Here is a 16,801-nt window from a genome sequence, read left to right on the forward strand (position 1 = left end):
TCCCGCATCTGCGGTCGAATGCGGTTAAAACCTTTGCAGCCATTCGCTCTCCTTCCGGGGAGCCTTGCAGCAGAATCGGCCTGTTCGGCGAAATTTACAATTGAGATTGCCGGATCTTATGTTTAGAAAAACTATATGAAGGAACTGAACACGATCCATTTGAATGGGCTACGTGCGGCGGAGGCAGTGGGTCGCCTGGGTTCGCTCGCCGCCGCGGCCGACGAACTCGGCGTGACCCCCGGCGCCGTCAGTCAGCAGATTGCCAAGATTGAGGCGCAGCTTGGGCGTACGCTCTTCGAGCGCTCGCCGCGCGGACTTGTGGTAACGGATAGCGCCCGCCCGCTCATGATGCGGCTCTCGAATGCTTTTGCGGAACTCGCCGAAGCCGTGGCGCAGGTGCGTCGTCGCGACGAGTCGGTATTGACGGTGTCTGTGGCGCCGGTCTTTGCGGCCCGCTGGCTGGTCTATCGGCTGAACCGCTTCGCCGAGCGCCATCCGGAGATCCGGCTGAGAATCGACGCGACCACGAGACTCGCCAATCTAGAAACGTCCGACGTCGATCTCGCCATCCGCGTCGGTGCGGGCGGCTGGCCGGGTGTGCGGGCCGAGCTGCTGTTGGAGCAGGAGGTCTTTCCCGTCTGCTCGCCGGCCCTGGCCGCGGGACTGCGCGAACCCGTGGATATCCTGAATCTGCCGGCCGTCATCGACGAGCACGCCATGTTCTCCTGGGAGGTGTGGCTGAAGGCGGCCTGTCTTTCCGGCGCCCAGATGACCGTGCGCCACACCTTCAATGATGCGTCGCTGGCGCTCGACGCGGCCATTGCCGGCCAGGGCGTGATGATTGCCTGGCAGACGCTCGCCGGCTATGCGGTGATGAAGGGCAGTCTGGTGGCGCCGTTCGGCATCCGCGCCAAGACCGGCTTCGGGCACTATTTCGTCACCTCGGCCTCGAGGCGTGAAAGCAAGGCCGTCACTGCATTCAAGCGCTGGGTGCGCGAGGAAGTGGAGGAGGGGATGCGGCAGCTCTCCGCTATTCCTTCTCCTTCAGCCGTTCTTCCATCATCGCCTTGAAGGCCGGGCGCGACTGGCAGCGCGCCAGCCATGCCTTGACGCCCGGGTGCTGCTCGAAAAGCGCCGCCTGGCTCATCGTATAACGGAACACCTCGGCGAGGTTGAGATCGGCGACCGTAAAGCGGCCCCCGACCAGGTAATCGCCGCCGTCGAGATGCGCCTCGAGCCTGGCGAAGGATTTCTCGAGCGACCGCAAGCAGGCGGCGATCACGGCCTGCCCGTCCGGTGTGTTCTCGATGCCGGCGTCATAGGCGATGACGATCTTGACCGCGTGCGGCTCGACTTCGGTCGCCGCCCACATGGTCCAATTGCCGATCTGTCCTTCCTCGGCAAGGTCGGCCGGCGCCAGCTGCCCGCCATGCTTGCGGGCGAGATAGAGATTGTTGGCAAGCGATTCCGTCAGCACCAGCCCGTCGTCGTCGATCGCCGGAATAAGCCCCGTCGGGTTGACGGCGAGAAAGCTCGGCGAGCGCGTGTTGATCGGCGCGTCCGCTGCCAGCGGATCGGCAAGGCGACGCGCCTGGATAACCGGCACCGATTGGAAGGGAACGCCAAGTTCGCGGGCCATCCAGTAGTTGCGCGATGCGCGCGAGCGGTAAACACCATAAATCGTCAGCATCTCGGCCTCCTTGGTTGGCAATGCCGCGATTGCATACGCAATTGCCGATGCCTGGCGAAGCCGTCCATGTTGATGTGCGCATGAAATCTTTTGATGCGAACCGCTCTGCGGCCCGGTCGCACCGAGGCAGCGCCTGTTAACGGTTGCAAAGTGCGGTACCACAATCGTGATCGGGTATTTACTGGCGCAAGTTCGGCTCCAGCCGTAAATGCAAGCTTGGAGTGAGGGGGCAAGAATGTTTTTGGCTTGCGTCCTCCTCCGACTTGTCGATATCGATCACCCGGATGGCTTTCGTCGACAAGGCCATCGCGATTTCGCTGCAGGAGCGGGACGATGCACGTTGCGCGTCGCGCCGCTCTCCTTTCTCGCCGCACTCAAACCCGTCAGAGTTCGATGTCATCACTGCCTGTCTTTTCCCGCCGCCAGTTTCTTCGCACGTCCGCGGTTGCGATCGCCTCTGCCGGTCTTGCGGGCTGTACATCGTCGATGAACACCGACCGCTTTCGCCAGGAAACGATGCCGGTCTATCGCAATCCGGCGCTCGAAAACCGTTGGGTCGATCCGGCTATGCTCGAAGAGCCGCTGACCGGCCTGCCGCCGCAGGACGCCTACTACGCCGATATTTACGCGCAGCGGGAGGATGGCGGCTTTCTCATTCCGGCGGTGCCCTACCACCAGATCGACCCGCGCTTCTATCGTCAGGAGGTCAGTGACCCGTTCGGCGAGGCGCCGGGGACGATCGTTGTCGATACGGCGGACCGCTATCTCTACCTGATCGGATCCGGCGGCAGCGCCACGCGCTATGGCGTTGGCCTCGGCCGCGAAGGCTTCGCCTGGTCGGGCCGCGGCGTCATTCAGTGGAAGCAGAAATGGCCGAAATGGACGCCGCCGGATTCGATGATCGTCCGCCAGCCGGTGCTCGCCAAATATTCGGCGGACAATGGCGGCATGCCGCCGGGCCTCGACAATCCGCTCGGCTCGCGCGCCCTCTATATTTTCCAGAACGGCCAGGACACGCTCTATCGCGTCCACGGAACGCCGGAATGGCAGTCGATCGGCAAGGCCGTTTCTTCTGGTTGCGTCCGCATGATCAACCAGGACGTGATCGACCTCTATGATCGCGTGCGCGGAAAGGCGCCGATTCTCGTCGTCTGACGACGGCGAGCCGCGCGTCTGCACGGATCAAGCGGTCTGCGTTCCCTCGTCCTGGCTGTCGGCCAGGCGTTGCGTCAGCCGATGCAGCGCCTCGCGCAGTTCGCCGACCTCCTCAAGGCTGCAACCCGTCGCCTTGCCGATCTCCGCAAGAATCTTGAAGGCCTCGGTCTTCAGGCGCCGGCCGCTTTCCGTGAGGCTGACGATGACCTGCCTTTCGTCGGCCGGGTCGCGCATTCGCCCGACATAGCCGGCTGCCTCCAGCCGCTTGAGCAGGGGCGAGAGAGTGCCGGAATCGAGACCCAGTTCCTCGCCGATCCGTTTCACCGTCATGCCGTCCCGTTGCCACAACGCCAGCAGCACGAGATACTGCGGATAGGTGAGCCCGAAGCGGTCGAGGAGCGGCTTGTAGGCCCGGTTGAAGGCGTGCGTCGCGGAATAGACGGCAAAGCAAAGTTGCTGGCCGAGCGCCAGCGCCTCGTCGGGGAATGGGTTTCCAGTCTTCACCACTTTGGTCGTCATTCCCGGATTGTCGCAAATTCACGCCCCAAATGCAATTTGCAAAATTAATTTGCGTCCAATTTAATATTGCGCTATTGAAATGCGATCCACAACGAAGCCAGCAAGGAGAACTGCCATGCCCATTCTTTATCGCACCACCGCATCTGCCTCCGGGGGCCGCGCCGGCGAGGCCAAGAGCGCCGACGGCGTCCTCGACGTCACCCTCACCGTGCCGAAGGAACTGGGCGGCGATGGGGCACGCGGCACGAATCCGGAGCAGCTTTTTGCCGCCGGTTATTCCGCCTGCTTCCTCGGCGCGCTCAAGTTCGTGGCCGGCAAGGAGAAGGTAAAGCTTGCCGAAGACACGAAAGTGACAGGAACGGTCGGCATCGGTCCGCGCGACGACGGCACCGGCTTCTACATCGATGCGGCGCTTGAGATCTCTTCACCCGGCGTCGACAAGGCCGTGCTCGAGGACCTGGTCCAGAAGGCGCATATCGTTTGCCCCTACAGCCATGCGACGCGGGGCAATGTCGACGTGAAACTGTCGGTGGCCTGATAGGAAACGTCATTGTGAACTGAAGTCCGCGGTTGCGGGCTTCAGTTCAGGCTACGGCCTTTTGCCGCTCACCTATCGCTTCAGGCTGCCGAGAATGCCGCGGACCAGTGCCCGTCCCACCTGGGTTGCGACCGTACGGGCGACAGACTTCATCGCCGCCTCCATGATCGTTTCGCGCTGATAGCCCGTGGAGCGCGGCCGGGCCTGGCGGCCGGACGCTGCCTCCTTGTCGTCGTCCCCGAAGCCGGGGAGGGTCCAGCGGCTGCGGCCGGCCTCGTCTTCGGCGGCCTGCGCTTCGGCCCGTTCGGCGGCCTCAGCGGCCTTTTCAGCCCGTTTGGCGAGGAGCTCATAGGCGGATTCCCGATCGAAGTCCTCGTCATAGAGCCCACGCACCGGGCTGACATTCATGACATTCTGGCGCTCGGCCTCCGTCAGCGGACCGAGCCGCGAGGCCGGCGGCCGGATCAAGGTCCGCTCGACCATCGACGGCGACCCCTTGCCCTCGAGCGTCGAGACCAGCGCCTCGCCGGTGCCGAGATTGGTGATCACCTCGGCGCAGTCGAAATTCGGATTGGGGCGGAACGTGTCGGCCGCGGTCTTCACCGCCTTCTGCTCGCGCGGCGAATAGGCGCGCAGCGCATGCTGGACGCGATTGCCGAGCTGAGCGAGCACGGTTTCGGGCACGTCGAGCGGGTTCTGGGTGACGAAATAGACGCCGACGCCCTTCGAACGGATCAGCCGGACCACCTGTTCGACGCGCTCGACGAGGACCTTCGGCGCGTCGTTGAAGAGCAGGTGCGCCTCGTCGAAAAAGAACACCAGTTTCGGCTTGTCCGGATCGCCGACCTCAGGCAGCTCCTCGAAAAGCTCCGACAGAAGCCAGAGCAGGAAGGTGGCATAGAGCCGCGGGTTCATCATCAGCTTGTCGGCGGCAAGCACCGAGATTGCGCCGCGCCCGTCATTCGTCGTGCGCATGATGTCGGTGATCTTCAGCGCCGGCTCGCCGAAGAAGTGCTCGGCACCCTGTTGTTCGAGGATCAGGAGTTCGCGCTGGATGGAGCCGACGGAGGATTTCGAGATGAAGCCGAACTGATTGGAGAGTTCGCTCGCATTCTCGCCCATGTAATTCAGCAGCGACTGCAGGTCCTTGAGGTCGAGGAGCGGCAGGCCGCCCTCGTCGGCGATCTTGAAGGCGATGTTCAAGACTCCTTCCTGGGCATCGCTGGCGTTCATCAGCCGCGACAGGAGAAGCGGCCCCATTTCCGACAGCGTCGTGCGGACGCGGTGGCCCTTCTCTCCGTAGAGATCCCAGAAGATCACCGGAAATTCCTGGAAGTCATAGGGCGAGAGGCCGATCTGCTCGGCGCGCTTGAGGAGGAAGTCCTTGGCCTCACCGATGGCGCCGATGCCGGAAAGATCGCCCTTGACGTCGGCGCAGAAGACCGGAACGCCGGCGTTCGAGAAACCCTCCGCCAGGATTTGCAGCGTTACGGTCTTGCCGGTACCGGTGGCGCCGGTGATCAGGCCATGGCGGTTGCCGAACTTCAGTTCGAGATATTCGGGCTTGTTGATCGCATCGTCCGGCTTGCGGCTGGTCCCGATATAGAGCTTGCCTTCCTGTTGCATGGCATTCTTCTCCGAATCGATTTTGTCAATGGAACCGGGCATTTGCCGGATGTCGTACGAAGTCCGTCATCGAAATATTGCTCGGTTCTGTTATAGGCTGTGCACTGCGGTCCGGCAACACGGGGTGTAGGCGAGGCAAGGCCTCGCCGGGCTGCAACGCCGCATATGTTGACGCAGGACGGATATGTGTTCCGGTGCTATTGTCATTTCGGAAGCGATATTTTACCTTGACGTCAACGTCAAAATTGCACGAGGAGATTTCCATGAGTGAACTGGTTACGCGGGTGGCTGAAAATGTCGGTCTCGAGCCCGCGACGGCCGAGAAGGCAGTGGGCATGATCCTCGGCTTTCTCCAGCGCGAAGCGGCCGAAGGCCCGGTCGCCCGGATGATCGAGGCTATCCCCGGTGCGCCGGAATTGGTCGCTCAGTACAATGGCGAGGGCGGCAATGGCGGCGGCCTGCTCGGCGGCCTCCTGTCGGCCATCGGCGGCGGCGGCGTCATGGCGCTCGGCCAGCAGCTGATGAGCCAGGGATTGGGCATGGGCGAAATCACCGCGCTCGCCAGGGAAACCATTGCCTATGCCAAGGAAAAGGCCGGCGACGAGGTCGTGGACGAGGTCGTCGCCTCCGTTCCGGGTCTCAGCCAGTTCGTCTGATTCTGCGATCAATCCCCTCTGACCGGCAGGCCAGAGGGGCAGCAATCCCTCTCATCCGTCCCACTCGGGCGCAAGGTCCGCCGGGTTGACGATTCGCCCGTCCGGGCGGGCGAGGCCGCGGATCGCCGCCATTTCTTCTCGTGTCAGCGCAAAATCGAAGATCGCGAAATTTTCTTCAAGCCGCGCCTCCGTGGCGGTTTTCGACAGTGCGATCACATCCTGCTGCTGCACCAGCCATCTGAGCACCACTTGCGCCGCTGTCTTGCCGTGGCGATCGCCGATGTCGTTCAGCAGTTGGTCGGAAGGCACCTTGCCATTCGCCATGGCGTAATAGGCGGTGAGCGACATGCCGTGTTGCCGCGCCGCCTGCAGCACCTTCGTCTGGTCGAGATAGGGGTGGTACTCGACCTGGTTGGTCGCAATCGGCGCGTCGCTGAGGCGGACCGCCTCCTCCATCTGCGCCGTGTTGAAATTGCTGACGCCGATATGGCGGACCTTGCCCGCCTTCCGGACCTCGTTCAACGCCCCGATGCGCTCGGCCATCGGCACCTCGCTGCCGCCCGGCCAGTGCAGGAGCAGCAGATCGACGTGGTCCGTCTTCAGCTTTCTGAGGCTCTCGTCGACTGAGGCGAGGAAGTCGTCATGGCGGTACCGATCGACCCAGACCTTGGTCGTCAGGAAGATGTCGGCGCGCGGAATGCCTGAACGGTGGATCGCTTCCCCCACCTCCGCCTCGTTGCCATAGGCCTGCGCGGTGTCCACGTGGCGGAAGCCGATCTTCAGGGCTTTCGGCAAGATCCGAAACACCTCGGCGCCCGACATGCGGAAAGTGCCGAAGCCGAGGGCGGGGATGTTGGCGCCGTTCGAAATGACTGCATGCATGGGTGGCTCCTTGGTCGCGGCGGAGAAATAACGGACATGCCCCTATACTTGTCGCTGCCGGTCGCGGCTTCAAGCCGGCCAGCACGTCCTTCGCCGTCGATTCAGGGCGCCTTTACGGCGACGAGGAACAGGCGGGGAAAGCGCAGGAGCACCCGCCCGTCGGCCATGGCCGGATATTCCCTGCGGATCTTCTCAGCATAGGCGGCGAGGTAGTCCTTACGCCGGTTGGCAGGCAGTGCATCGAGATAGGGGCGCAAGCCCGTGCCCTTCACCCACTCGACGATGGCATTCGCGTTGGCCAGCGGGTGATAATAGACCGTGTGCCAGACCTCGACCCGCGCCGCCTTCGGGGCCAGCCTTTCGACATAGGTCCTCGGGGAGGGAAGCGACATTCGCCGGATCGTCCGGCCGGCAAAAGCCGCTGCGAAAGTCCGTTCCTCGGCCGTCTCCTGCATCAGGAGATGCGAAGGCTCGTCGAGGTTGTCGGGCATCTGCACCGCAAGCGTTCCGCCCGGCAGCAGCGCCTCGACGAGACGCTCGAGGATATCGATGTGCTTCGGCAGCCATTGGAAGACGGCGTTGGCGAAGAAAAGCGCGGCCCCTGGCGGCGGCGTCCAGCCGGCAAGATCGACCCTCTCGAAGCGCAGGCCGAGCAGCCGTTTGCGAGCGGCCTCCAGCATGTCCTCGTCGCTGTCGATGCCGACGAGCGGATTGTTGGGGAAGCGTTCGAGGATAAGTTGCGTCGAATTGCCCGGTCCGCAGCCGAGGTCGAAGGCGGGGCCGGGCGGCAGATCGGGGACCTGCGCCAGGAGATCGCGCGCCGGCCGGGTTCGCTCATCCTCGAACTTTACATATTGCGCTGCCGACCAGGCCATCGGGCCGCTCCTTCATATGCCGACTTGCAGGCTTTCCAGCGAAGGGAGAATGAGTGCCGGGCCATAGTCCTGGTATTCGTCCGGCATGTCGGCGCGGTTGATCCACACCGTGCGGAAGCCGAACTTGGTGGCGCCGGCAATGTCGAAGCGGTTGGACGACTGGAACGAAACCGCATGCGGATAGAGCCGGTATTGCGTCGTCACCAGGTCGTAGACGGCTGGTGCCGTCTTGAAGGCCTTGACCGCATCGACCGAGAAGACGTCATCGATGATGATGTCGAGCGCGGCATTCTTGACGGCCGATGCAAGCATCGCCGGCGAGCCGTTCGAGAGAATGGCGATACGGGCGCCGCGCTCCTTCAGCCCCTTGAGCACGGCCGGAACCTCGGGGTAGCAATCGAGCGCCCAATAGGCGTCGAGCAACTGCTTCCTGAGCTTGGGATCGGCGGAGGGAAAGCGGGCAAAGGCGTAGTCCAGCGATTGCTCGGTCAGTTGCCAGAAATCGACATAGGCGCCCATCAGCGAGCGCACCCAGGAATATTCGAGCTGCTTGGCGCGCCAGAGTTCGGAGAAGGCCTGGCCGTCCGGACCGATCGCCTCGGCATGCCGGCGCACGGCCGCATGGACATCGAAAAGAGTGCCATAGGCATCGAAGACATAGGCCGCATGAGACATCGAACTCTCCCGTCTTTACCTCGTCTGCGGCGCTTTCCGATCGGTGCCCGCAGCGAAGGCTTCTTGCGACGAAGAACGCGCCGCTTCTCCATTTGTTTTTAGGGGATCATGTCAAATTTTTGTGCGCCGCACAATGCGTCTCATCCTCGCCGTGATTGTTCAGCCTTTCCAGAGCTTTGCAGGAAACCGCAGTGCCTGCTTGGCAAGCTTCCCCTTGAGCCCCAGCGTCGCGTCGCAGAGGCCGACCACATGACGGTTCGGCTTAGCCTCGGGGCGAAGCGCGTGCAGGGCTGCCGCCGCCCTTTCTGGTTCCATGTAGCGCGCCAATATGCCGAGCGTCAGCGCCGTCGAGCGGCCGATGCCCCTCAGACAGTGGACCAGCAGATGCGCGTCCTTTGGCAGCCCGTCAATGAAGGCGAAGGTCGCCTGGATCGCCTCGGCGCGCGCCGCATCCGGCGCATCCGGGTCGGTCGTATCGCCGAAATAGAGCTCCAGATGCCGCTCCGGCGGCAGGTCGATCATCGAAAGCAGGCGGGTTGCGGGCGCCCGGATCGAGACGAGATGCGTCGGCGCCCAGTGCTGGCGGTTGTGCCGCGCCTCCGTCTGCGACCTCACGATCACCCGCACCGGCCAGCCGCTCGGATGGGCCGGGTTCGTGTTAAGAACCGGCCGATAGAGTTCGTCTTCCGTGGCCCGAGCCGCAAGCGCCATGACGACACCTCCCTGATTCGTCTTGCTAGGCTGAGAATAACAGCGCGCCGTAACGATCGGAATCCCCGATCAGAACCCCGTGATCACGCTGATGCCGAGGTCCGTCGCCCGGTCCATCGTCGTAAGCGCCGGCACCGCCTCCTCCAGCGATATCTCGCGGCCGATCAGCCGCTTCGGAACGAGCTTGCCGCTGGTGATCATCGACAGCATTGCGTCGTAGCGCCAGGCCTGCATGCCGTGGCTGCCGTAGATTTCGAGCTCGTGGCCGATCACCTGCGCCATCGGGATCTGCGGTGTTGCCTGTTCCGCCAGCATCAGCCCGACCTGGACATGGCGGCCGCGGCGGCGGAGGTTCCTGATCGAGTTGAAGCAGGTGACGGGCGAGCCGAGCGCGTCGATCGAGACATGCGCGCCGCCTCCGGTGATCTCCTTGACCGCGTCGGCGACATTCTCCGTCCCCCGCGCATTGATCGCGGCGACGGCGCCGAGCGTCCGCGCGAATGCGAGCTTCTCCTCGGAAATGTCGATGGCGATGGGATTGGCGCCGAGCGCCGCGGCGATCATGATCGCCGAAAGACCGACGCCGCCGCAGCCGTGCACCGCCACCCATTCACCGCCTCGGACGCGGGCCTGGTCGGCGATCGCCCGGAAGGATGTGGCGAAGCGGCAGCCGAGGCTGGCGGCGGTCGCAAAATCCATGCTCTCCGGCAGGTGCACGAGGTTCTGCTCGGCGAAGTCGAGTGCGACATATTCGGCGAAGGAACCCCAATGGGTGAAGCCCGGCTGGAACTGCGCCTCGCAGACCTGCTGGTTGCCGGAGCGGCATTCGCCGCAGCGGCCGCAGCCGGAAACGAAGGGCACGGTCACCCGGTCGCCGATCTTGTAGTTGAGGACGCCGCGCCCGGCGGCGGCGATCGTTCCGGCCAGTTCGTGGCCGGGCACATGCGGCAGGCGGATGTCCGGGTCGTGCCCCATCCAGCCGTGCCAGTCGCTGCGGCAGAGCCCGGTCGCCTCGACCTTGACGACGACGCCGTATTCGCTGGGCGTCGGATCGGGCAGCGTCCGGATTTCCGGCGTCTTCTCGAAGGCATCGTAATACATCGCTTTCATCGGCGATCGGTCTCCATTTTTGTTCCGCTATTCTCGCACGCGGTGCGGGGAGGCTCCACAATGGACGCCATGACATTTTTTGATGTACCCATTCACCCTGATGCTGCTTTTTCGGGCTAGATCGGGACAGCAGCGAAGGACAAGAGGAGAGTCCGATGGCCGTCGATACATCCCCCCGATCCACCACCTGGACCTATGTCGACGGCGAATGGCTGTCCGGTAACCCGCCGCTGATCGGCCCGACATCGCACGCCATGTGGCTTGGCTCGACGGTGTTCGACGGCGCCCGCTGGTTCGACGGCATCGCCCCGGACCTCGACCTCCATTGTCAGCGCGTCAATCGTTCCGCGGAAGCGCTCGGCCTGAAGCCCACCATGGCCGCCGAGGAAATCGAGGCTTTGACCTTCGAGGGCGTGAAGAAATTCGACGGCAAGACGGCTATCTACGTGAAGCCGATGTATTGGGGCGAGCATGGGTCCTGGAGCGTCGTGGCGGTCGATCCGGAATCGACCCGCTTTGCGCTGTGCCTGTTCGAGGCGCCGATGGGCAACGCCCATGCCGGTTCGGCGCTGACGCTCTCGCCCTTCCGCCGCCCGACGCTCGAATGCATGCCGACGGACGCCAAGGCCGGCTGTCTCTATCCCAACAACGCCCGCATCCTCCAGGAAGCGCGCTCGCGCGGTTTCGACAATGCGCTGGTGCGCGACATGCTCGGCAACATCGCCGAGACCGGCTCTTCCAATATCTTCATGGTCCGGGACGGCGTCGTCTTCACCCCGGCCGCCAACCGCACCTTCCTCGCCGGCATCACCCGCTCGCGCGTCATGAGCCTGTTGCGCGAAGCTGGCTTCGAGGTGATCGAAACGACGCTGACGATGACCGATTTCGGGGCTGCCGACGAGATTTTCACCACCGGCAACTATTCGAAGGTGCTGCCGGTGACCCGCCTTGACGACCGCGATCTGCAGGCCGGCCCGATCACCGCCAAGGCGCGCGATCTCTATATGGATTGGGCGCATTCGAGCGGCGACGTCTAGGAGGGTTCAAGACGGGATATTCCGGCTGACAAAGGCGGTGTGAACCGGATAGGTTGATGCTCGGCCGGAGGCGGCCGGCAGCCCGCGTCCGACAAGGGCATGGCGAACGCCTCCACTGATCCTTGCTCACCCGTTCGACAGTCGGGCGAAGGCGTTGGTAATGCGGGCGCTGACGAAGGCTTCGCCGTGACGAGGAACGGAAATGCGCGACTATCGCGATGCCAAGGCCATGGCGAAGGCCCTGCGTGAGGCCCTTGCCGACCATCAAATGACGATCGCCCACAGCGAGGCGCTTGAGATCGTCGCCCGCCAGTTCGGGCTTGCCACCTGGAACATCCTGTCGGCGAAACTCGAAGCCGCGGCAGCCGCTCGAGAGAGCGCCGAGATCGCGTTCGAGCAGGCCGTGCCGATCGTTCGGATCTTCGACGTGGCAAAGGCCCACGAATTCTATCTTGGCTTCCTGGGCTTCACAGTCGACTGGGAACACCGCTATGGCGACGATTTCCCGCTTTACACGCAGATCTCGCGAGGCGGACTGAAGCTGCATCTTTCCGAGCATGCGGGAGACGCGACGCCCGGCGGCAACATGTGCGTCTACATGACGGGCATCCGCGCGTTCCACAAGGAACTCATCGCCAAGAACTACCGCTACATGCGGCCGGGTCTCGAGGATGAAGGAACGCGGCTCGAGGTGACAGTCATCGACCCGTTCAACAACCCCATCCGCTTCATGGAGCTGAAGGAGGGATAGGTCGGCCGCCTATCTGATCGGGAGGCCGCAGCGATGCCCGGCGCTAGCCGGATCGAACGGTCTCCCGACTATGAACCGCACTCCGACCTCAAGTCTCGACCGGCCGGACGACGACATCGGCGGCCGATCGCGTCGTCGGCCCATGATGAACCGCCTCGATATTGTTGCCGTCGGGATCCAGCAGAAAGGCGGCGAAGTAGCCCGGGTGATAGGGACGCTCGCCGGGTGCGCCATTATCCGTGCCGCCATTGGCGAGGCCGACATCGTAAAAGCGCTGCACCGCGTCCGGCCCGGAGGCCTGGAAGGCGATATGGACGCGGGTACGATAGTCGTCCGCCTGGTCGACGAAGAACTCGTCGAAGGCGAAAAACGCGTCGGTCTCGTGGGTTGGTCGATGGCCGAGGGCGCCAAGCACTGCCTGATAGAAGCGCTTGCTGACGGCGAGATCCTCGACGCGCAGATGTACGTGGTCAATGAGACGGCCCTGATGGAACTCCATTCTTTCCTCCTGTGCCGAGGGCGAAGTCAGTTGGCTCGTCTCCGTAAGGTAGGACAGGAATCCTCAGCGTCGACATTCGCGTCAAACGCGCACCCAGCGCCGAATGAAAGTATTTTGCGCGGCTCAGGGAATTTTTGGCACCGCATCGGTTGCCTCCCGCCAAGGCGGTGCCTATGTTCCCGCTCACTGATTTCCGTCACGAAATCCAATGCCAAGAGGAGATGCCACAATGGCTTTCGAATTGCCGAACCTTCCCTATGACTACGATGCGCTCGCGCCCTACATGTCGCGCGAGACGCTCGAATACCACCACGACAAGCATCACCTCGCCTATGTGACGAACGGCAACAAGCTCGCCGAGGAAGCCGGTCTGTCGAACCTTTCGGTGGAGGAAATCGTCAAGAAGTCCTACGGCACCAACCAGCCGCTGTTCAACAATGCCGGCCAGCACTACAACCACGTCCACTTCTGGAAGTGGATGAAGAAGGGCGGCGGCGGCACCAGCCTGCCGGGCAAGCTCGACGCGGCCATCAAGTCCGATCTCGGCGGCTACGACAAGTTCCGGGCCGACTTCATCGCCGCCGGCACCGCCCAATTCGGTTCCGGTTGGGCCTGGCTCTCGGTCAAGAACGGCAAGCTCGAAATCTCCAAGACCCCGAACGGCGAAAACCCGCTCGTGCACGGCGCCTCGCCAATCCTCGGCGTCGACGTCTGGGAGCATTCCTATTACATCGATTACCGCAATGCCCGTCCGAAATACCTCGAGGCTTTCGTCGACAATCTCATCAACTGGGATTACGTCCTCGAAATGTACGAGGCAGCGGCGAAGTAACCATTTGGTTGTTTATGCACGAAATTCGGCCCGGCGCTTGCGTCGGGCCTTTTCGTTGTTGGTCCGCCGGCGAGACTAATATCTGCTTCGCGATCAATCACAGAGTGCCCGAAGCGAAAGATCGAACGGCATTTATCTTCCAGCCGGCGATCCACGCTTGCCGAAGCTTCTCGCCTTCGCCGCGGAAGAAGGCGCCGATCGGCTCGCAATGCTCCACCCGGTCGGCGCGGAAGTTGCGGATGTCCTGGCGCAATTCGCACCAGGCGACCATCATCGCATGCTCCGAATAGTAGATCAGCGCCAGCGGCCGCACCGTGCGTTCCGTTGTCCGCCCGAGTTCGTCGCGGTAGTCGAGCGCGAGTTTTTGCTCGTCGCGGATCGCGCGGCGGATCATGGCGAGGTCGACCGCAGGCGGCGGGGCGGCGATCGTGCCCCAGGCATGCAGCGCTTGCGAGTGGAACGCCTGGCGCAGCGGTTGGGGCACGGCGCCGGTGATCTTGCGGTTGACGCGCTGGGCTGCGGTCTTCAATTCCTCGTCGCCGGTACGCGCCAGCAGCGCCAGCGCCAGGACGATCGCTTCCGTCTCCTCGATCGAAAACATCAGCGGCGGCAGATCGAAGCCGGGCCTCAAGATATAGCCGAGACCGCGCTCCCCTTCGATCGGCACGCGCATTGCCTGCAGGGCGACGATATCGCGATAGATCGAGCGCGGCGTGACCTCTAGTTTCTCGGCAATCTGGGCGGCCGTGATCGGTTTACGGGCAAGCCGCAATATCTGGATGATCTCGAAAAGCCGCGCCGCCTTGCGCATGGCGAAAACTCCGGAAGTCCGAACGCTCCTGACAGAACCCTGTCAGTTGGGCGGAGCTATAGCACGCATCAACGGATTGAAAAATCAGCAATCCGAAACGGAACTCCCATGCAACCTCGATGAGTAACTGACATGACCTATGCTGAAAATCTCTGGCTCTTCTTCACACTTCTGTTCGGCATCATCATTGTTCCGGGCATGGACATGGTCTTCGTGCTCGCCAATGCGATAACCGGCGGCCGGACGTCCGGGTTGGCCGCGACGGCGGGCATCATGGCGGGCGGAGTGCTGCACACGCTCTATGCCGCGCTCGGCGTCAGCGTCGTGCTGCATCTGGTCCCGGAGCTCTTCAATGTGCTCCTTGTCGCCGGCGCCGCCTATATCGCCTGGATCGGTTTTTCGTTGCTGCGCAGTTCGATCACCATCGGCGGTGTCGAGGAGGGCAGGCGGCTGTCGCGCTGGGCAAGCTTCCGGCAGGGGGCACTGACGAGCCTGATGAATCCCAAGGCCTATCTCTTCATGCTCGCCGTCTATCCGCAGTTCCTGAAGCCGCAATTCGGTCCAGTCTGGTCGCAGGCCGCGGTCATGGCGCTGATGATCGCCGTGACGCAGCTTGCCGTCTATGGCGGGCTGGCGCTCGCCGCCGGCCGCGGCCGCGACCTGCTGGTCGGCAGTCCGGTAGCGACGGTTGCCATCGGCCGCGGTGCCGGCCTGCTGCTTGTCGCAATCGCCGTCTTCACCGTATGGCAGGGTTGGAGCGCCGCCCGGTGATTTGCTGTGCTCCCTTCAAGTATTAAACATGAACAAGGAATTCATGTTATTGTTCGCACAAGTTCTGCCGCGCCTTCAGGTATAGCGCGGCGAATTGTGCTGAAATGACAAGCACATCAAGAAAATGTTACTTCCGTCGAAAAGCCAAGATGCCATCATGCCGGCGCCTTCAACAGGAAGCCGCGCGAGCGGGTTCGAACGACCGGAGAACATGATGAAGATACGAGCTCTTATGCTTGCAGCCGTCCTCGCAGGCTTGGGTGTGACCGCCGTCACCGCCGCCGGTGAACCTCAGGCGGTCCGCCAGCAACTGATGAAGAAGGTGGGCCAGGCTGCCGGCGCGCTGAGCGGGATCGCCAAGGGCGAAAAGCCTTATGATGCCGAAATCGTCAAAGCGTCGCTGTCGACGATTAGCGAGACGGTGAAAGTCTTCCCGAATCATTTCCCGGCCGGCTCCGAGACCGGTATGGAAACGGAGGCGAGCCCGAAGATCTGGCAGAACATGGATGACTTCAAGGCGAAGGCCGCCAAGCTCGGTGGCGATGCCGAGAAGATTCTTGCCGAGCTGCCCGCCGACCAGGCCGGCGTCGGCGCCGCACTCGGCGTCCTCGGCAAGGATTGCGCCAGCTGTCATGAGAGCTATCGTCTGAAGAAAGAGTAGCGGACGCCACTGCTTGGTCAGTTCAATGCGCCGGTCTACCCGGCGCATTTATTTCTGTGTTGAAGACGAAGGAGAGATGATGAGGGGGCCCGCGGGGCGGCTTTTGTCCGGTCTGGTTCTACTTGCAGCGGTCGGCGCCGGCGCCTTCTGGTGGCTGACGAAGCCCGCCCCCTGGGATGCCGCCCATTGGGAGGGCCTGGGCGAGCCGGATCTCGCCAATGGCGAGCGGGTCTTCTGGGCGGGCGGCTGCACCAGCTGCCATGCAGCACCCCGTGCCGATGACGATGCCCGACTGGTGCTGTCGGGTGGCCGGCCGCTGAAGAGCCCCTTCGGCACCTTCTTCCCCCCGAATATCTCGCCGGACGAGACAGCCGGCATCGGGGGCTGGACGCTGGCAGAATTCGGCAACGCCATGACGCGCGGGGTGGGGAGGAATGGCGAGCATCTCTACCCGTCCTTTCCCTTCGGTTCCTATGCGCGGATGACCGCCAAGGACATCAACGACCTTTATGGCTATATGCGGACCTTGCCGAAGAGCGCCAATGTGGTGCCGCCGCATGATCTGCCTTTTCCCTATAATGTCCGTCTGGCGCTCGGCGGTTGGAAATTGATGTATCTCACTGACGAGCCGCGGGTTCAGGTCGACAGCGCCGACCCGAAGCTCGCCCGCGGACAGTATCTCGTGGAAGGCCCGGGCCATTGCGGCGAGTGTCACACGCCGCGCGACGCACTCGGCGGCTTCGAAGCGGGCCGCTGGCTAGCCGGCGCCCCGAACCCGGAAGGCGAGGGTCGGATTCCCGACATCACCCCGGGCTCCAGGAGCATCGGCAGCTGGAGCGCATCGGACATCGCCTCCTATCTGGAGACGGGTTTCACGCCCGAATTCGATTCAGTCGGCGGTTCTATGGTCGAGGTGCAGAAGAACATGGCAAAGCTTCCGGCCTCCGAGCGCGAGGCGATTGCCGCCTACCTGAAGGCGCTGCCCCCGTCATAGGCTATCGC

The 16,801-nt window shown here is 63.2% G+C and carries 20 protein-coding genes; 10 read left to right on the top strand and 10 right to left on the bottom strand.

Annotation, left to right across the window (positions count from 1 at the left end; genetic code table 11):
* The first annotated feature begins 135 nt into the window (after positions 1-135).
* Complete coding sequence (locus SS05631_RS03205; RefSeq protein ID WP_037413492.1) at positions 136-1,071, top strand: LysR substrate-binding domain-containing protein; 936 nt, start codon at positions 136-138, stop codon at positions 1,069-1,071.
* On the opposite strand, the gene SS05631_RS03210 is transcribed toward SS05631_RS03205, so the two are convergent.
* Complete coding sequence (locus SS05631_RS03210) at positions 1,031-1,690, bottom strand: glutathione S-transferase family protein (RefSeq protein WP_037413494.1); 660 nt, start codon at positions 1,688-1,690, stop codon at positions 1,031-1,033. The two genes, SS05631_RS03205 and SS05631_RS03210, sit on opposite strands and share 41 nt — an antisense overlap.
* Before the next feature lie 393 nt (positions 1,691-2,083).
* On the opposite strand from SS05631_RS03210, the gene SS05631_RS03215 reads away from it, so the two are divergent.
* Positions 2,084-2,845, top strand: a complete 762-nt coding sequence (locus SS05631_RS03215) for a L,D-transpeptidase family protein (protein ID WP_037413496.1) — start codon at positions 2,084-2,086, stop codon at positions 2,843-2,845.
* Positions 2,846-2,872: 27 nt separating this feature from the next.
* Here SS05631_RS03215 and SS05631_RS03220 read toward each other — a convergent pair whose 3' ends face one another.
* A complete protein-coding gene (locus SS05631_RS03220; protein ID WP_037413498.1) occupies positions 2,873-3,364 on the bottom strand; it encodes a MarR family winged helix-turn-helix transcriptional regulator in 492 nt (163 codons plus the stop codon).
* A gap of 115 nt (positions 3,365-3,479) precedes the next feature.
* Here SS05631_RS03220 and SS05631_RS03225 point away from each other — a divergent pair, with 115 nt between their 5' ends.
* Positions 3,480-3,902: an organic hydroperoxide resistance protein gene (locus tag SS05631_RS03225; protein ID WP_037413500.1), complete on the top strand. Its 423-nt coding sequence runs from the start codon at positions 3,480-3,482 to the stop codon at positions 3,900-3,902.
* Positions 3,903-3,974: 72 nt separating this feature from the next.
* On the opposite strand, the gene SS05631_RS03230 is transcribed toward SS05631_RS03225, so the two are convergent.
* Positions 3,975-5,528 (bottom strand): helicase HerA-like C-terminal domain-containing protein, encoded by a 1,554-nt coding sequence (locus SS05631_RS03230; RefSeq protein WP_037413760.1) that lies wholly within the window; start codon positions 5,526-5,528, stop codon positions 3,975-3,977.
* 263 nt (positions 5,529-5,791) lie between these two features.
* Between SS05631_RS03230 and SS05631_RS03235 the strand changes: the two genes are divergently transcribed.
* Entirely contained in the window at positions 5,792-6,184 is a 393-nt protein-coding gene (locus SS05631_RS03235; protein ID WP_037379449.1) for a hypothetical protein, read from the top strand.
* A gap of 51 nt (positions 6,185-6,235) precedes the next feature.
* Here SS05631_RS03235 and SS05631_RS03240 read toward each other — a convergent pair whose 3' ends face one another.
* The 5 genes from SS05631_RS03240 to SS05631_RS03260 form a co-directional block, all read right to left on the bottom strand.
* On the bottom strand, positions 6,236-7,066 hold the full coding sequence (locus SS05631_RS03240; RefSeq protein ID WP_037413501.1) for an aldo/keto reductase: 831 nt from the start codon (positions 7,064-7,066) through the stop codon (positions 6,236-6,238).
* A 101-nt stretch (positions 7,067-7,167) separates the two neighbouring features.
* Positions 7,168-7,941 (bottom strand): trans-aconitate 2-methyltransferase, encoded by a 774-nt coding sequence (gene tam, locus SS05631_RS03245; RefSeq protein ID WP_037413504.1) that lies wholly within the window; start codon positions 7,939-7,941, stop codon positions 7,168-7,170.
* 12 nt (positions 7,942-7,953) lie between these two features.
* Positions 7,954-8,616, bottom strand: a complete 663-nt coding sequence (locus SS05631_RS03250) for a haloacid dehalogenase type II (RefSeq protein WP_037379455.1) — start codon at positions 8,614-8,616, stop codon at positions 7,954-7,956.
* 159 nt (positions 8,617-8,775) lie between these two features.
* The gene (locus SS05631_RS03255) at positions 8,776-9,327 is read right to left on the bottom strand and encodes a phosphatase (protein WP_037413507.1); all 552 of its coding nucleotides are present in this window, start codon (positions 9,325-9,327) and stop codon (positions 8,776-8,778) included.
* Positions 9,328-9,396: 69 nt separating this feature from the next.
* The gene (locus SS05631_RS03260; protein WP_037413509.1) at positions 9,397-10,437 is read right to left on the bottom strand and encodes a zinc-dependent alcohol dehydrogenase family protein; all 1,041 of its coding nucleotides are present in this window, start codon (positions 10,435-10,437) and stop codon (positions 9,397-9,399) included.
* A gap of 155 nt (positions 10,438-10,592) precedes the next feature.
* Here SS05631_RS03260 and SS05631_RS03265 point away from each other — a divergent pair, with 155 nt between their 5' ends.
* Together SS05631_RS03265 and SS05631_RS03270 are read left to right on the top strand one after the other, a co-directional pair.
* Positions 10,593-11,474, top strand: coding sequence for a branched-chain amino acid aminotransferase (locus SS05631_RS03265; RefSeq protein ID WP_037413511.1), 882 nt, complete (start codon positions 10,593-10,595; stop codon positions 11,472-11,474).
* A gap of 202 nt (positions 11,475-11,676) precedes the next feature.
* The gene (locus tag SS05631_RS03270; protein WP_037413513.1) at positions 11,677-12,225 is read left to right on the top strand and encodes a glyoxalase superfamily protein; all 549 of its coding nucleotides are present in this window, start codon (positions 11,677-11,679) and stop codon (positions 12,223-12,225) included.
* Between the two features lie 88 nt (positions 12,226-12,313).
* Here the strand turns inward: SS05631_RS03270 and SS05631_RS03275 are convergent, their stop codons facing one another.
* Positions 12,314-12,724 carry a VOC family protein gene (locus SS05631_RS03275; RefSeq protein ID WP_037413516.1) on the bottom strand — a complete coding sequence of 137 codons (411 nt, stop codon included), beginning with the start codon at positions 12,722-12,724 and terminating at the stop codon, positions 12,314-12,316.
* A 229-nt stretch (positions 12,725-12,953) separates the two neighbouring features.
* On the opposite strand from SS05631_RS03275, the gene SS05631_RS03280 reads away from it, so the two are divergent.
* Positions 12,954-13,556, top strand: a complete 603-nt coding sequence (locus tag SS05631_RS03280; RefSeq protein ID WP_037413517.1) for a superoxide dismutase — start codon at positions 12,954-12,956, stop codon at positions 13,554-13,556.
* A 97-nt stretch (positions 13,557-13,653) separates the two neighbouring features.
* Here the strand turns inward: SS05631_RS03280 and SS05631_RS03285 are convergent, their stop codons facing one another.
* Positions 13,654-14,367, bottom strand: a complete 714-nt coding sequence (locus SS05631_RS03285; protein WP_037413523.1) for a YafY family protein — start codon at positions 14,365-14,367, stop codon at positions 13,654-13,656.
* Between the two features lie 132 nt (positions 14,368-14,499).
* Between SS05631_RS03285 and SS05631_RS03290 the strand changes: the two genes are divergently transcribed.
* From SS05631_RS03290 to SS05631_RS03300, 3 genes are all read left to right on the top strand, one after another.
* Positions 14,500-15,138 (top strand): LysE family translocator, encoded by a 639-nt coding sequence (locus SS05631_RS03290; protein ID WP_037413525.1) that lies wholly within the window; start codon positions 14,500-14,502, stop codon positions 15,136-15,138.
* Positions 15,139-15,352: 214 nt separating this feature from the next.
* Positions 15,353-15,799, top strand: coding sequence for a cytochrome c (locus tag SS05631_RS03295; protein WP_037379476.1), 447 nt, complete (start codon positions 15,353-15,355; stop codon positions 15,797-15,799).
* A gap of 76 nt (positions 15,800-15,875) precedes the next feature.
* A complete protein-coding gene (locus SS05631_RS03300) occupies positions 15,876-16,793 on the top strand; it encodes a cytochrome c (RefSeq protein ID WP_162109061.1) in 918 nt (305 codons plus the stop codon).
* The last annotated feature ends 8 nt before the right edge of the window (positions 16,794-16,801 follow it).

It is taken from the genome of Sinorhizobium sp. CCBAU 05631 (assembly GCF_002288505.1).
In the GTDB taxonomy this organism is placed as follows: domain Bacteria; phylum Pseudomonadota; class Alphaproteobacteria; order Rhizobiales; family Rhizobiaceae; genus Sinorhizobium; species Sinorhizobium fredii_C.